At 68.2% G+C, this 14500-nt stretch carries 14 protein-coding genes; 2 read left to right on the forward strand and 12 right to left on the reverse strand.

Annotation, left to right across the window (positions count from 1 at the left end; all coding sequences use genetic code 11):
• Positions 1-94: 94 nt before the first annotated feature.
• From ACMZPQ_RS03275 to ACMZPQ_RS03285, 3 genes are read right to left on the reverse strand one after another with little or no spacing between them, the layout of a single operon-like run.
• The gene (locus ACMZPQ_RS03275) at positions 95-319 is read right to left on the reverse strand and encodes a hypothetical protein (protein ID WP_197581639.1); all 225 of its coding nucleotides are present in this window, start codon (positions 317-319) and stop codon (positions 95-97) included.
• On the reverse strand, positions 316-1017 hold the full coding sequence (locus ACMZPQ_RS03280; protein WP_197581641.1) for a glutamine amidotransferase: 702 nt from the start codon (positions 1015-1017) through the stop codon (positions 316-318). Before ACMZPQ_RS03280 ends, ACMZPQ_RS03275 begins: the two co-directional genes overlap by 4 nt.
• Positions 1014-1787 carry a YggS family pyridoxal phosphate-dependent enzyme gene (locus tag ACMZPQ_RS03285; protein ID WP_197581643.1) on the reverse strand — a complete coding sequence of 258 codons (774 nt, stop codon included), beginning with the start codon at positions 1785-1787 and terminating at the stop codon, positions 1014-1016. Before ACMZPQ_RS03285 ends, ACMZPQ_RS03280 begins: the two co-directional genes overlap by 4 nt.
• Before the next feature lie 75 nt (positions 1788-1862).
• Here ACMZPQ_RS03285 and ptsJ point away from each other — a divergent pair, with 75 nt between their 5' ends.
• Positions 1863-3149 carry a MocR-like B6 salvage transcription factor PtsJ gene (gene ptsJ, locus ACMZPQ_RS03290; RefSeq protein ID WP_197581645.1) on the forward strand — a complete coding sequence of 429 codons (1287 nt, stop codon included), beginning with the start codon at positions 1863-1865 and terminating at the stop codon, positions 3147-3149.
• 64 nt (positions 3150-3213) lie between these two features.
• Here the strand turns inward: ptsJ and ACMZPQ_RS03295 are convergent, their stop codons facing one another.
• From ACMZPQ_RS03295 to ACMZPQ_RS03325, 7 genes are all read right to left on the reverse strand, one after another.
• Complete coding sequence (locus ACMZPQ_RS03295) at positions 3214-3720, reverse strand: hypothetical protein (RefSeq protein ID WP_197583248.1); 507 nt, start codon at positions 3718-3720, stop codon at positions 3214-3216.
• 81 nt (positions 3721-3801) lie between these two features.
• Complete coding sequence (locus ACMZPQ_RS03300) at positions 3802-6912, reverse strand: error-prone DNA polymerase (RefSeq protein ID WP_197583247.1); 3111 nt, start codon at positions 6910-6912, stop codon at positions 3802-3804.
• 6 nt (positions 6913-6918) lie between these two features.
• Complete coding sequence (locus tag ACMZPQ_RS03305) at positions 6919-8328, reverse strand: Y-family DNA polymerase (RefSeq protein WP_197583246.1); 1410 nt, start codon at positions 8326-8328, stop codon at positions 6919-6921.
• Between the two features lie 9 nt (positions 8329-8337).
• Positions 8338-8952 (reverse strand): translesion DNA synthesis-associated protein ImuA, encoded by a 615-nt coding sequence (gene imuA / locus ACMZPQ_RS03310; protein ID WP_197583245.1) that lies wholly within the window; start codon positions 8950-8952, stop codon positions 8338-8340.
• Positions 8953-9210: 258 nt separating this feature from the next.
• A complete protein-coding gene (locus ACMZPQ_RS03315; RefSeq protein ID WP_197583244.1) occupies positions 9211-10218 on the reverse strand; it encodes a cyclase family protein in 1008 nt (335 codons plus the stop codon).
• Between the two features lie 32 nt (positions 10219-10250).
• Positions 10251-10901, reverse strand: coding sequence for a DsbA family oxidoreductase (locus ACMZPQ_RS03320; RefSeq protein ID WP_197583243.1), 651 nt, complete (start codon positions 10899-10901; stop codon positions 10251-10253).
• Between the two features lie 92 nt (positions 10902-10993).
• Positions 10994-11899 carry a LysR substrate-binding domain-containing protein gene (locus tag ACMZPQ_RS03325; RefSeq protein WP_197583242.1) on the reverse strand — a complete coding sequence of 302 codons (906 nt, stop codon included), beginning with the start codon at positions 11897-11899 and terminating at the stop codon, positions 10994-10996.
• A 186-nt stretch (positions 11900-12085) separates the two neighbouring features.
• Between ACMZPQ_RS03325 and ACMZPQ_RS03330 the strand changes: the two genes are divergently transcribed.
• On the forward strand, positions 12086-12964 hold the full coding sequence (locus ACMZPQ_RS03330) for a sterol desaturase family protein (RefSeq protein WP_312647095.1): 879 nt from the start codon (positions 12086-12088) through the stop codon (positions 12962-12964).
• Between the two features lie 9 nt (positions 12965-12973).
• Here the strand turns inward: ACMZPQ_RS03330 and ACMZPQ_RS03335 are convergent, their stop codons facing one another.
• Together ACMZPQ_RS03335 and ACMZPQ_RS03340 are read right to left on the reverse strand one after the other, a co-directional pair.
• Entirely contained in the window at positions 12974-13678 is a 705-nt protein-coding gene (locus tag ACMZPQ_RS03335; RefSeq protein ID WP_197583240.1) for a helix-turn-helix domain-containing protein, read from the reverse strand.
• Between the two features lie 144 nt (positions 13679-13822).
• Positions 13823-14257 carry a VOC family protein gene (locus ACMZPQ_RS03340; protein ID WP_040007487.1) on the reverse strand — a complete coding sequence of 145 codons (435 nt, stop codon included), beginning with the start codon at positions 14255-14257 and terminating at the stop codon, positions 13823-13825.
• Between the last annotated feature and the right edge of the window lie 243 nt (positions 14258-14500).

Consider the following 14500-nt stretch of genomic DNA (forward strand, 5'->3'; position numbering starts at 1 on the left):
ATGTCATGCAGGCTGGCCGGTACGTCGAGCATTCGCGCAGTATCGCCTGTGCGGGGGTGTCGAGCCAGCAGCGACCGGCACCACCCTCATCGGGTCAGATGTCGCGGTACTGGATCTGCGCGGCGAGCACGCGCAGGCCATCGGCAGTGCTGGACAGGATGCGTTCTTCGCCACTACCTTTCTGCCGCTTCAGCAGGAAGCCCTGCTCGGCAGGCAGCTGCGCCGCGATGGCGTCCAGGCGCTGCAGGGCGCCGGGCCCGCTGCAGTCGAAGTGGCCCCAGTAGGCGCCGTGGCGATGGATCTGAAGACGGTAGTTCATCGTGCGGTCTCCGGCAGTTCCTGCAACCAATGGGCGAACATCGCGGTGGCAGCCGCGGCGAGCGGTGCGCCATAGCGGCGGGCCTGTGCGCGCAGGTCACTGGGATTGATGCCGGCCTGGGCCAGCTCAAGGGTGTGCCCGATCAGCCAGCGCTCGAACTGGCGCGCGTCCAGTTCCGGATGGCATTGCAGCGCCAGTGCGTAATTGCCGATGGCAAAGGCCTGGTGGCGGCAGGCCGGAGTGCTGGCCAGGCGGCGTGCCCTCGCGGGCAGTTCAAACGCCTCGCCGTGCCAATGCAGCACCGGAATGCCCTGCAGTGCCAGCAGCGGTGAACGCTGGCCGTCATCGGTGAGCAGCAGTGGCGCGAAGCCGATCTCCTTGCCGCCGCTGGCGACGACATGGGCGCCGAGCGCACGCGCCATCAGCTGCGCGCCGAGGCAGATGCCGAGGGTGGGGCGCTGCTGTTCCAGGCGCTGTTGCAACAGCCTGATGCTGTCGTTGAGGAACGGATAACGATCAACCTCGTTGACGCTGATGGGGCCGCCCAGCACCACCAGCAGGTCGGCCGCCCAGGCCGGTTCGAGCCCGTCGACGCCTGCCTGTACCACCTGCAGCTGCCAGCCCTGCGCCAGCAGCAGCGGCTTCAGGGTGCCGAGATCCTCGAAGGCAACGTGCTGCAGGACCACCGCGTGCTTCATGCCGGTGCTCCGCTGTTGGGCCAGTAGAAACTGTCCGGGGTAGCACGGGCGCCAAAGATGGCCTGGCCGACGCGGACCACGGTGGCGCCTTCCTCGATCGCCACTTCGAAGTCACCGGACATGCCCATCGACAGCTGCGACAGGTCGATGCCGGCAGGCGCGATGTGCTGCAGCTGGTCGCGCAGTTCGCGCAGGCGCACGAAGCAGGCACGCACGCGCTCGACCTCGGGGGTGAAGATGGCCAAGGTCATCAGGCCGCGGACACGCAGGCGATCGAACGCCGGCAGCTGCTGCACGAATGCATCGACCGCGCCGGGCTCCAGGCCGTACTTGCTGGGTTCGGCCGAAGTGTTGACCTGTACGAATACATCCAGCGTACGGTCTTCCAGCTGCAGGCGCTGTTGCAGCGCCTCGGCCACGCGCAGGCTGTCCAGCGCCTGGAACTCGCTGGCAAAGCGCGCCACGTAACGCGCCTTGTTGGTCTGCAGGTGCCCGATCACCGACCAATGCACCCCCAGGTCGGCCATGGCCTCGGCCTTGCGTTGTGCCTCCTGGACCTTGTTCTCGCCCAGTTCGTGGCAGCCAGCGGCCACGGCCATGCGGATGCGGGCGTCATCGACGGTCTTGCTGACTGGCAGCAGGCGGACACTGGACGGATCGCGGCCAACGCGGGCGCAGGCTTCGGCGATGCGTTGGCGCACCGTGACCAGGTTGGCGGCGATCTGTTCGACGGACTGGGCAACGGGCCAGTCGGCTGCGGCAAGAGGCATGCGGGCACCTTCAATGCGGAGGGCCAGGGTGGGATACACTGGCACAGGACAAGACATAGTTTGGCATAGGACAAAATGAAAATCACCGGGCATAGCGCTGAGTCGATCTTCGACAGCATCCGTGATGGCATCGGCAAGGGCCGCCTGCCAGCCGGCAGCGTGCTGCCGCCGGTACGCGAGCTGGCCGAGCAGCTGGGCGTGAACCGCAATACGGTGGCCGCCGCCTACAAGCGACTGGATGCGGCCGGCCTGGCCAGCACGGCGGGCCGCCGCGGCACGGTGGTGCGTGGGCTGCCGCCAACGATCGCACGCGAGGGCAGCACGCCGGGGCTGGCCCTGCATGACCTGGCCGGTGGCAACCCGGATCCGCGCCTGCTGCCGAACCTGCGACTGGCTCCGGCGGCGCCACGGTTGTATGGGGTGGGCACGGTCGACCCGCGGTTGCAGGCGCTGGCACGGGCCTCGCTGGATGCGGATTGCCCCGAGGGTTATGCGCTGGAGCTGACCCATGGCGCGGTCGATGGCATTGAGCGCCTGCTGGCGGCGTGGCTGCTGCCGGGTGATCGCATCGCGGTGGAAGATCCATGTTTCCTCGGCAGCCTCAACGTACTCAACGCGGTAGGCCATGCGCCCTTGCCGGTTGCGGTGGATGCGCATGGCATGCAGGTTGAATCGCTGCGTGCCGCACTGGAGGCCGGCGCACGCGCGGTGCTGCTGACCCCGCGTGCGCACAACCCGACCGGGGCCAGCCTCGATGCGAAGCGGGCGCGTGCGTTGCGCCAGTTGCTGGCGGCCTATCCGCAGGTGGCGGTGCTGATCGACGATCACTACGCGCTGCTTTCGCAGCAGGCCTATCACTCGGTACTGCCGCTTGATGGCCGGCGCTGGGCATTGCTGCGCTCGCTGTCCAAGCCCTTGGGTCCGGATCTGCGGCTGGCCTGGCTGGCCTGCGATGAAGAGACGGCGACGCGGTTGCGGCTGCGGTTGGCGTCCGGTACCGGCTGGGTCAGCCACCTTCTGCAGGATGCGGCGACGTCGGTGCTGGGCTCGGCGTCGCAGCGGGCGAAGATCGCTTCTGCGGGCGAGCGCTATCAGCAACGGCTGCTGTCGTTGCAGGAATTGCTGGGTGCACGGGGCGTGCCGACGCCGCAGCCGATGGAAGGATTGAACCTGTGGCTGCCGTTGCAGGCTGACAGCCATCCACAGGTGCTGGCGCTGGCGTCGCGCGGATGGCATGTGCGCGCGGGCGAAGTATTTGCAGTCGCGTCGCCGGGGCATGGCCTGCGCATCACCTGCGCGGCGCTGGGGTTGGTGCAGCAGCGGCAGCTGGCCGACGATCTGGCGGGGGTGTTTGGACTGTAGAGTCGAGCTTGCTCGACTGCTCGTGCCAACAAAAGTCGAGCAAGCTCGACGCTACAAAAGCAGATCAGGGCGCGGCGTTGGCACCCGGCCGCACGTAGTAGGACTGGCCGCTGTCATCGACGAACATCAGCTCCGGCTTGCCCTGCCAGGAGGTGAGCATCGCGCCGGTGTTGTTCTGGTGCTTGACCATCAGGCTTGCACCGCGATCCGGGTTGGCCACCACCTTGAACACTTCGGTGCTGCCGCTGGCGTCGTCCAGGGTCAGCAGGGCTTCGCCACCGCGGTCGCTGGTGCCATAGCCACCCCGCTCGGTACCGTCCGGGCCGAGCAGGATGAGCCCGGACAATGCCGTGGCACGCGGTCCCAGGGGGCGGCCCTGATTGAGGGGGTCGGGAACCGGTGCGCCGAGGATCACCCGCGGCTGGCCGCTGTCATCGTGGATGACCAGGCCGCGCGCTTCGATGATGCGCTGGGGCGATTGGCTGCGATGCAGGCTCCAGGCCGTCCAGCCGGAAACAAGCAGGGCAAGGGTCGAGACCACCAGGGTGGTCAGCAGCAGTGCACGGGGCATCGGATCGTCCTTCCTTGGATGTGCCGACGATAGCGGATGCGGACCGGCAATGGCCAGTTCGTTGTGTGACGTTGTGTATCGTCAGTGGAAATCGCGGCTGTGGCTGCGCAGTCCCTGCAGCAGCTCATCCAGGCAGTGCATGCGCTGCACGATGACATGCTGCACGCCATCGACGCGCTCCAGGCGGCCGTCGATCTGCATCAGCTGGGTATCAACCAGCACGCGGTGCTGGCGATCGGCCAGGTGGCGCCAGACCACCGCGTTGACCATGCCGGTCTCGTCCTCAAGAGTGAGGAAGGTCACGCCACTGGCGGTCTGCGGACGCTGGCGCATGCGCACCAGGCCGGCAATGCGCACGCGGCGGCCATGGCCGTGACCCGCCAGTTGCGCGGCATCCAGGCAGCCCCGGCTGCGCAGCTGCGCGCGCAGGAACGAGAGCGGATGGCGGCCCAGCGTGGTGCCGGTACTGCGGTAATCGGCCTGCATGTCCTCCCACGCGCTGGGCAGCGGCAACGGTACGCGGGCCTCGGCGGTGGCACGCGCCTGATCGAACAATGGCAACCGGTTCTCCACACCGGAGATATCCCAGCGCGCACGATGGCGATGGCCGCTGAGCCCACGCAACGCGCCAGCATCGGCCAGCAGGCCCTGCTGGCGGCGGTCCAGCGCGGTGCGCTGGCACAGGTCGCCCACGTCGTCGAACGGGCGTCGCGCGCGCTCGCGCATGATGGCCTGCACGGCGGGCTCGTTGCAGCCATCGACCAGGCGCAGGCCGAGCCGGATTGCGGCCGCGCCCTTGCTGAAATCCAGCGTGCAGTCCCAGTCGCTGTGGCGCACGTCCACCGGCAGCACGCGAATGCCATGTCGGCGCGCGTCCTGCAGCAGCTGGTCGGGGCTGTAGAAGCCCAGCGGCTGGCTGTTGATCAGGCTGGCGGTGAACGCGGCCGGGTGGTGGCACTTCAACCAGCAGCTGGCATAGGTCAGCAGGGCGAAGCTGGCGGCGTGGCTTTCCGGGAAGCCGTAATCGCCGAAGCCCTTGATCTGCTCGAACAGGTGTTCGCCGTACTCGCGGCTGAAGCCGTTCTTCAACATGCCCGCCAGCAGCTTCTCGCGATGCGGTTCCAGGCCACCACGGCGTTTCCACGCGGCCATCGAGCGGCGCAGGGCATCGGCCTGGCCAGGCGTGTAGTCGGCGGCTTCCACCGCCAGCTGCATGACCTGTTCCTGGAACAGTGGCACGCCGAGGGTACGGGCGAACACGCGTTCCAACTGCGCTGGATAGAGCGGATTGTCCGGATCGTTCAACGCGTCCGGACCCTGTTCGCGCAGGATCTTTCGCCGTTCCAGGTAGGGGTGCACCATGTCGCCCTGGATCGGGCCGGGGCGCACGATCGCCACCTCGATCACCAGGTCATAGAACTCGCGTGGCTGCAGGCGTGGCAGCATCGCCATCTGCGCGCGCGACTCGATCTGGAACACGCCGATGGTGTCGGCGGCGCAGATCATGTCGTAGGTCGGGCCGTCTTGATCAGGAATCGCATCCATGCGCCCTTCGTGCAGGCCGTGCTGCTGCAGCATCGCCAGGCACTTGCGGATGGCGGTGAGCATGCCCAGCGCCAGGCAGTCGACTTTCATCAGGCCGGTGGCATCGAGGTCATCCTTGTCCCATTGGATGACGGTGCGGTCGGCCATCGCCGCGTTCTCGACCGGCACCAGGGTCGACAGCGGATGCTCGGAAATCACGAAACCGCCTGGGTGCTGCGACAGGTGGCGCGGAAAGTCGATCAGCTCGGCGGTCAGTGACAGCAGCCGGCGCATCAGCGGGGTTTCCGGATCGAAACCGCGCTCGCGCAGTGTCTCGGGCAGTGGCACGTGGCCGCCCCAGTGGTCCATCGCCGCGCCCAGCTCGTTGACCTGGTCCATCGGCAGGCCGAGCGCGCGGGCGACGTCGCGGATCGCGCTGCGGCCGCGGTAGCTGATCGCCACTGCCGTCAATGCAGCACGTTCACGCCCATAGCGCTTGAACACGTACTGCAGTACTTCCTCGCGGCGCTCGTGCTCGAAGTCGATGTCGATATCCGGCGGTTCATCGCGCTCGGCGGAGATGAAACGCTCGAACAACAGGTTGCTGCGCGCCGGGTCGATCTCGGTCACGCCCAGCACGAAGCACACCGCCGAGTTGGCTGCCGAGCCACGGCCCTGGCAGAGGATGCCCTGGCTGCGCGCGAAGCGCACGATGTCCTGCACGGTGAGGAAGTAGGAGGCGTAGTTCTTCTGCCGGATCAACGCCAGTTCGTGTTCGATCTGCGTGCGTTGTGCCGGTTCGATGCCATCTTTCCAGCGCCACGGGATGCCGCGCTCGACCAGTACGCGCAGCCAGCTGTCCGGGTCATGGCCCTCCGGCACCAGTTCGCGCGGGTAGGTGTACTGCAGCTGCTCCAGGGTGAAGTGGCAGCGTTCGGCGATGCGCAGGGTCTCGGCCAGCAGTTCGGGTGGATACAGCTGGGCCAGTGCGGTGCGCGGGCGCAGGTGGCGCTCGCCGTTGGGGAACAGGCGCCAGCCGGCTTCGGCCACGCTGCAGCGGTGGCGGATCGCGGTCAGCGTGTCCTGCAGCGCGCGGCGGCGACGCACATGCATGTGCACATCACCGCTGGCGACCAGGGGTAGCCGATGGCGTTCGCCGAAGGCCTGCAGCTGCTGCAGGCGTCGCGCGTCGTCATGCTCGTGGTGCAGCTCCACCGCCAGCCACAGGCGATCATCGAAGCCGGTGCGCAGCAGCTCCAGATCGGTAGCGGCCGGCTGCCGGTCCAGCCACAGGCACAGCAGGCCGTCGGGCAGGCCGAGCAGGTCCTCGCGCAGGCAGCGGTATTCGCCTTTGGCAGCCCGCCGCCGGCAGGTGGTGATCAACTGGCACAGCCCGGCATAGGCGGCCTGGTCGGTGCACAGCAGGGCCAGCTTCGGGCCGTCCTCGACCTGGAATTCGGCACCCACGATCAGCGCCACGCCATGCGTCTTCGCCGCCTGCCAGGCGCGCACGATGCCGGCCAGCGAACATTCGTCGGTGATTGCCAGCGCACGATAGCCCTGGCCGGCGGCGCGCGCGAACAACTCTTCGGCGATCGAGGCGCCGCGCTGGAAACTGAAGGCCGACAGGCAATGCAGTTCGGCGTAGCCGGGCAGTTCGCTGGGCATGGCGGCTCAGCCGAACCAGCCGTGCAGCATCCACGGCGCATGCGGATCGTTGCGCTCACGGAAAGCCCAGCCGCGCTGGCCATGCGTGGTTTCCACCACGTAGTAATCGCGCCGCGCATCGGCCTGGTCCCACCAGCCCGATTCGATCCGCTCCGGCCCGGCGACGATGCGCAGGCGTGGATCACGCAGCGGTTGCGGCGTATCCAGCAGCCAGCCCGGGCGTAGCGGCCAATACGACGGCGGTTTGATCGCCGGCTGGGTACCACTGGCGCGTTCGGGGCGATGGTCGGCCTGCACCGCCAGTGGCTGCACGGCGTCATCGCCCAACCGCGCACGCAGACGCTCGCGCAACTGGCTCCAGGGCATCGCCTGCGCCGGCCGGGTGTCGAACAGGTCGCGCGCGGCGGGCACGAAGGGCGGCAGCTGCTCGGCCTGCAGGCGCAGTGCGCGGCTGCCGGCGGGCAGGGCGAAGGCTTCCATGCGGTTGCGCGCGATTTCGAACAGCAGTGCGGCATCGCGTTCGGGCGCCAGCAAGCCGATGGTCAGCACGCTGGGTGGCAGCAGGTCGTGCTCGAAATGCAGGTCGAAGCGCTGCACGCCACCATCGCGCGAGCACAGGAAGGCGGCCAGGTCCAGCAGCAGGCGACGCAGTGGAAACAGCAGGGCCTGGCTGGATTCGATCTCGTACTCGAACTCGATGCGTGCGTCGAAACGATCCGGTGGCTGGTAGTAGCGTAGCGGCGCGGTAGGCAGGCCACGCAGCGCGTCCAGCTGCTGCAGCACCTCGGGCGCGAAACGGCGGGCCAGGCTGTCACGTGGCAGGTCCAGTACCGCGCCCAGCGTGCGCAGGCCGGAACGGCCGAGCACGGTCACCGCATCGCCGGGCAGGCCGCAGCGTGGCAACGGCAGCTGTGCCAGCACGGCTGGCAACTGTTGTGCATCGATGCCGAGGCCGTCATGCACATTGGCCAGCACGCGTGCGGCATGCGGGGTGGGCGCGGCCACCAGGCGGTGGCGGAAACCGAGTTCGTGCAGTTCGTTGCGCAGGCGCTGTTCGATGGTCAGCCAGTCACCGAACAGGGCACGGCTGGCACCGATCTCCAATACCAGCGCATGCGGAAAATCGAGGCTGACCTGCGAGCTGTAGGCGTAGGCCCAGCTGGCCAGCAGCTGCCGCGTGTGCTGCTCCGCGTTCGGGTCGTAGTCGTGCAGGTGCATGTCCTGCACCAGCACCTGCGCGGCCGAGAGCAGCATGCCCGGGCGCAGCCCGGCTGCGCGTGCGGACGGGCTGACCGCTCGCAGCACGCGACGCTGCGCCGGCCCCTGCAGCAGCACCAGTGGCCGCTGCGGGTCCGGCTGCAGGCGCAGCACGCTGTCCAGCGCCAGCTGCGGCAACAACAGGCAGGCCCAGTGCATGGCGCGACCTCAGTGGGCGATGGCCAGCGGCAACGGCTGCGCGGGCGGCAATCCGCCACGGCACTTCAGCACCTGCACCTGGCCGTGGTCGAGCTGCAGGCGCAGGCTGGCCGGGGAGGGGTTGCGCGCTGCCTGCGCCTCGCGGAACACGAAGCCCAGGCACTGGCCGCTGTCGGCGGCCACCTGCAGCCGGCGCAGGGCGCGGTCGTCGGCCTGCTGGGGCCAGCACAGCACCGCGGCGCAGGCCGCAGAACGCAGGCATTGTTCGGTGGCCCACAGCGCCTGCTTCGGCGCAGCGTGGATGATCTGCAGCTGGGCCAGGTCCAGCCCGGCCGCCGCCCAGGCCGGCGCATGCGGGCGATAGGGCGGGGCGACCAGCACGATCGGGCGTTCGCGCTGGCTCAGCTTCGCCAGCGCCGGCCAGACCAGCGCCAACTCGCCCACGCCGGGTGCTGCCTGCAACACCTCGCACAGCCCGCTGGCCGGCCAGCCACCGCCGGGCAGGCGTGCATCCAGTGCCGGGTGGCCGCTGGCCAGGTGGTCGCTGGCCGGGCCCTGCCGAGCCGGGCCGCGCCACAGCTGGCGCCCGTCCAGCAGCCGGTCGAGGGCGACGACGGCGCCCATCAGCCGGTCCTCCAGGGGAGGTGCCGGGCGGGCTGGGGACGACAGGAATGGGCGGAAACGGCGGGCATGGAGCGAGTATCGACGGGCCGGTATCAGGGGCTGAGACCGGACATGCTACTCGTGTTGTGAGTAGAATTACTAATGAAATTGAAGGGTCGGGTTTCAGGTTGCTGAAGGGGGAAAGGAGTGCCGACCAAGGTCGGCACCCACCCGGCATGCGACGGAATGCCGACCAAGGTCGGCACCCACGGGCCCCGGTTACGGGCGGACCGGCAACGCCACCGGGCGCAGCGGCGCGGCATCGCCGCCGCGGATCTTCAACGGACCGCCGATGAAGGCGAATTCGTAGACCTTGTCGCGGGCCAGTTCGTCCAGCGCCACCAGCTCGATGATCGGCGCGCCCTGCTGGGCCAGCAGGTAGGTGTGCAGTGGCACGTAGTCATCGGACACTTCCGAAGGGAAGGTCTCGAAGCTGAGGTTGTCGGCGCCGACGATCATCGCGCCGCTGTCTTCGACCAGGAAGCGCGCCGCGTCCAGGCCCATGCCCGGCGGGTTGGCCATGTAGGCCCTGGGCTGTTCGAACAGGCGCATGCGGCCGGTGCGGATCAGCACGATGTCACCCTGCTGCAGCTTCACCCGCTGGCGTGCCAGCGCATCCTTCAGGTCCTGGCGGGTGACGCGGTAGCTGTCCGGCAGCATGTCCACGCCCTTGGCACCGGCCACGTCGATCAGTACGCCACGCGCGATCAGCGGCGGGAACTTCTCGATGCCGGTGACCTTCCAGCCACGATCGCCCAGATGCGTGTCGGCCTCGAAGCCGTTCCAGATCTTTCCGTGGATGCCGAAGTGGTTCAGCGCATCGATGTGGGTGCCGGTGTGGCTGTACATCGAGAACGCCGTGCCGGTGTAGCTGCGGGTGAGGTTCATGGTCTCGCCCACGCCCATCGGATCGTCCATCACCGTGCCGCGCGGGGTGTGGGTCATCCAGAACTGGTAGTGCGGGTCGCCGGCGTCCTGCCAGCTGGGCATGCCGACGTAGTACTCGGTGGCCAGGTCATAGGCCTTGCCGCCGCTGACCCGCGACAGGATCGCTGCGCGCGACGCCTCGGTGATCAGGTTGAGGCGGCCGATCTCGTCCTTCGGCCCCCAGGGGCTGGTGCCGACCTGCTGGCCGGAAGGAACGCGTTCGTGCGCGGACACCGTGGTGGAAGCGGCGGTGCCGGCCAGCAGCAGGGCCAGTGTAGTGGCCAGGGTACGTGGGGTCATGGGGAATCTCCTTGCAGGGTGGGGGGCGCGGCTCAGGCCGCGACCAGCGGCGCCAGGGCCTGGCGCAGGTGCGGCAGCGGCAGGGTCTGCAGGCGCAGGCCGTTGTCGCCGATCACGGTGGGAATGGAACGGATACCGAGCGCAGCGGCGTCGGCGCGGTCGGCCTGTACGCGTTGGCGTACTGCGTCGCTGCGCATGTGGTCAGCGAAGGCGCCACGGGGATGGCCCAGCGATTCGGCGATATCGAGCAGCACTTCGGCGTCGCCGATGTTGCGGTGCTGGTGCAGGTGCGCCCATTGCACCGCGTCGAACATCACGCCGTGGGCCTCATTGCCGCCAAGCATGCCGGCGGCCTGGCAGGCCAGTGCACCCAGCCAGCCGGAGGGGTATTCGAAGTCCTGCGCGCGCATGCCTTCGATATCGATGCGCGCGCTGTCTTCATGCGCGGCGCAGTCGGTCCAGTGGCGCAGGATGATCGCCTTGGCGCGCTCCATCGAGCCGAATACCTCGATCATCTGCGCGCGCGAGTCCTGCAGCACGAAGCTGCGGTGGCGCACCTGGATGCCGAGTTCGGCCGAGACCTGCTGCAGGCGCGGGGCCAGTACGAAGCACCAGCCGCAGACCACGTCGTGGAAGAAATCGACCACTGGCGCGGCAGTGGCGGGGGAAGAAACGGAAGACATCGGCCTGCCATCGGTGAGAAGGGAGGCGGCAGAGTAGGCAGCGCGGCATGGCTGAAACAGCACGCCGCAGGCAGCTCAGTTTTCGCTGGCGGTTACGAATCCAGGCCGGCGCAGGCGGGCAGCTCGGCGTGCAGGAAATCGATGAAGGCACGCACCTTGGGCTGCAGGTGGCGCGAGGTGGGGTAGACCGCATGCACGAAGCGCGGTGGATAGCGGTGGTCGGGCAGCACCTGCTGCAGTTCGCCGCGGGCCAGTGACGGCGCCGCCAGGAACGAGGGCAGGGCGCCGATGCCCATACCGGCCACCAGCAGATCGCGCAGCATCAGGCTGTTGTTGACGGTGACGCGTGCCGGCAGGGTGATCGTTACCTGGCCATCGGGGCCGAGCAGCGGCCAGCTGCCGGGTGAATCGGACAGGCTGTAGGCCAGCACGCTGTGCGCCTGCAGATCCTCCACCGCTTGTGGTGCCGGATGCTGCTGCAGGTAGGACGGGGCCGCGCACAGCACCTGCTGCAGCGAGGCCAGCCGGCGCGCCACCAATCGCGAGTCGTCCAGCTCGGCGCGCAGCCGCAGCGACACATCGAAGCCTTCGCCGACCGCATCGAGCAGGCGGTCTTCCATCACCAGGTCCAGCGACAGCTGCGGGTGCTGCTGCAGGAAGCGCGGCAGCAGCGGTGACAGCGTGCTCAGCGCGAACGACTGCGGCGTATTGACGCGCAGGCGCCCGGCCACTTCGCCACGCTGTTCGGCGATGCCACGTTCCAGCGCGTCCAGCTCGTCGAGCAGGCGGCAGCACTCACGGTAATAGGCATGGCCGGTTTCGGTCAGGCTCATGCGCCGCGTGGTCCGCTGCAGCAACACCACGCCCAGGTGGGTTTCCAGCGTGCGCAGCTGTTTGCTCAATCCGGCCGGCGACATGCCCAGGTCTTCGGCGGCACGGGCCAGGCCGCCACGTTCGACGATGCGGCGGAAGGCACGCATCAGGTTGAAGGAGTCCATGCCGGTCCCGGGCGCGATGAGGGCGCCATTGTAGATCCACGCCACGCGTGGATGCAGGAAACACGGTGCCGACCACGCTCCGCATCCACCCGCGGCACGCGCTTGCGCCGTTTGTTCAAGCCAGCAACCCACACGTCACGCCAGCATGCAGGCCCCTCATTTTCCGGGTTGCCCATGAAGCACTGGATGCTCCGCCTGTATGCCCCCCTGTTCCTGCTTGGATTCGTCGCCGCTGCCATTGCCTGGGTTGGCCATCAACAGGGCGACCCGCTGTGGCTGCTGGCCTTGCTGGCGCTTGCCATCGCGCTCTCGTTTGCCGCCGAACGCGCGTGGCCCTACGACCCTGCGTTCAACCACGACCAGGGCGACAGCGTGCGTGACACCCTGCATGCGCTGGTCAACGAAAGCCTGAACCTGCTTTCGATCGCCGCGGTGCCGCTGCTGGCAGCGCTCATTCCGTGGCAGGCCTGGCCGGTGCAGTGGCCCTTCGCGCTGCAGGTACTGCTGGCCATCATCGCCGCCGATCTCGGCATCACCCTGGTGCACTACGCCAGCCATCGCATCGGCTGGCTGTGGCGGCTGCATGCGGTGCACCACAGCGTCACCCGCATGTACGGCTTCAACGGCCTGATGAAACACCCGCTGCACCAGGCGGCCGAAGCAGTGGGCGGTGTGCTGCCGCTGCTGGTGCTGGGCCTGCCGATGCCGGTGGCGGCGGTGCTGGCGTTCGCCATTGCCATCCAGCTGCTGTTGCAGCATTCCAACGTGGACATGCGCCCCGGCGTGCTGGGCCGGGTGATGGCGTGGGCACCGCTGCACCGTTTCCACCACATGCGCTACGGCACCGCCGGCGACGTCAACTTCGGGCTGTTCCTGACCGTCTGGGATCATCTGCTGGGAACCGCCTTCGATGCACCGGGCTATCGGCTGCGGCAACGCGATCTGGGCATCGGCAGCCAGCCGGATTATCCGCGCGATTATCCCGGGCAGCTGCTGGCACCGTTCCGTGAGCTGCCACATGGCGAGGTACCGGAGCTGCCCGAAGGATTGCGCAGGCGCGGATGATCCCGCGTGTCAGATCGCGTGCAGCTGCAGGCCCTGCAACTGCACGGCACCGATGCCGAACATACGGTGCAGGTTGCGTGACAGATGGGCCAGGTCGGCAAACCCGGCCGCGTGCGCGCTGTCGGTCAGGCTGTGCCCGCGCAGATGATGCGCGAGCGCGCTGCGCAGCCGTTGCCACAGCACCCAGCCGCGCAGGGTCACCGACAGGTCGGACTGGAAGCGCCGATGCAGCTGGCTGGTCGACAGATGCGCCGCTGCGGCGATATCGGCGGCCGGCACCGGGCCAGGCAGGTAGTGGGTGATACGGGCCAGTGCCGCCTGCACGCGTCGATCCAGCGGCTGCGGACGGCTCAGTCGTGGCAGCCAGTCCTGCAGTGCCACCGCGTTGCCAGGCAGGTCGTGCAGATACCGCTGGATCTGTGTGGGATCGGCATGTGCCGGCTCAAGAAATACCGTGCAACCGTCCTGTGGTGCCGAAAGGATGGCATGCGACTGGAAGGAAGGCAGCCACAGCCGCTGGCCCTGCTGCTGCACGCCATCGATCTCGACCTGCCACGGTGCACCATCGCTCAGCAGCAGTTGATGGGCGTAGTGCGCATGCGCAGCGCTGCCACCGGCATGGCCCTGCAGCACGGCCAGGTGGGCATCCAGCAGCAGCGTGCCATTCCAGGGCAGGGCGGGAGAGGACATGGAGGAAGTGTAGATCCACGCCATGCGTGGATGGTGCATGCGCTGGGGTCATGCAGCAGGTTGGGCAGTAGATCCACGCCATGCGTGGATAGCGTTCATCGTGCTGCAGGGCTTCGTGGGCAAGCCATCCACGCGTGGCGTGGATCTACTGAGATGTGGCGCGTGCCCTCAGCGCCCGTGCGGGTCGGGCCGGTGATGCACGTACTCGACCACCGTGCCATCGGGATGCACTGCGTTGAACGCCGCGCCGGTCGGCACCACCTGCAGCGGGAAGATGATTTCGGCCCCCGCCGCGACCAGTCGGTCGTGATAAGGCCGCACGTCGTCGACCAGCAGCGTCCCGGTGGTCGAAGTGAAGGGGGCCAGCGCTTCCTCGCACCCTTCGATCAGCAGGAAGGCTCCGACCATCGCCAGGCGCAGGCCGGCATCGGGGAACGGGAAGCCCGCATCGGCCACGACGCCCTGCAACTGCTCGTAGAAAGCCACGCTCTGCTCCAGCTGGCCCGGGGCCACGAACACCCGGATCAACACGCGTGGGCTGCGTTGGCTCGAGGTATCACAGCGGTCGCGCCAGAGATGATCGAAGTCGCGGTGTATGTTCATGGGCGGGTTTCAGGGCCGGTGACGCCCCATTATCGGCAGCCCCGTGCGGCCTGCTGATGACTGCCGGTGATGGCCTGATAACCGGTGACCAGGTTGCCCCTGTGACTTAGGTCCTGTTGACAGGTGTGAACGCCCTCGCACAATCTTCACAGGATTGGGTCGCCCTGCGCGGCCCGGACAGGCAGGTTGTCACGCCGGGAGGAGGGTCCCGCGCGCAGACCGGCCCGTCCTTCGGCCTGCGGG

This window comes from Stenotrophomonas maltophilia (genome assembly GCF_047497515.2).
Lineage (GTDB): Bacteria > Pseudomonadota > Gammaproteobacteria > Xanthomonadales > Xanthomonadaceae > Stenotrophomonas.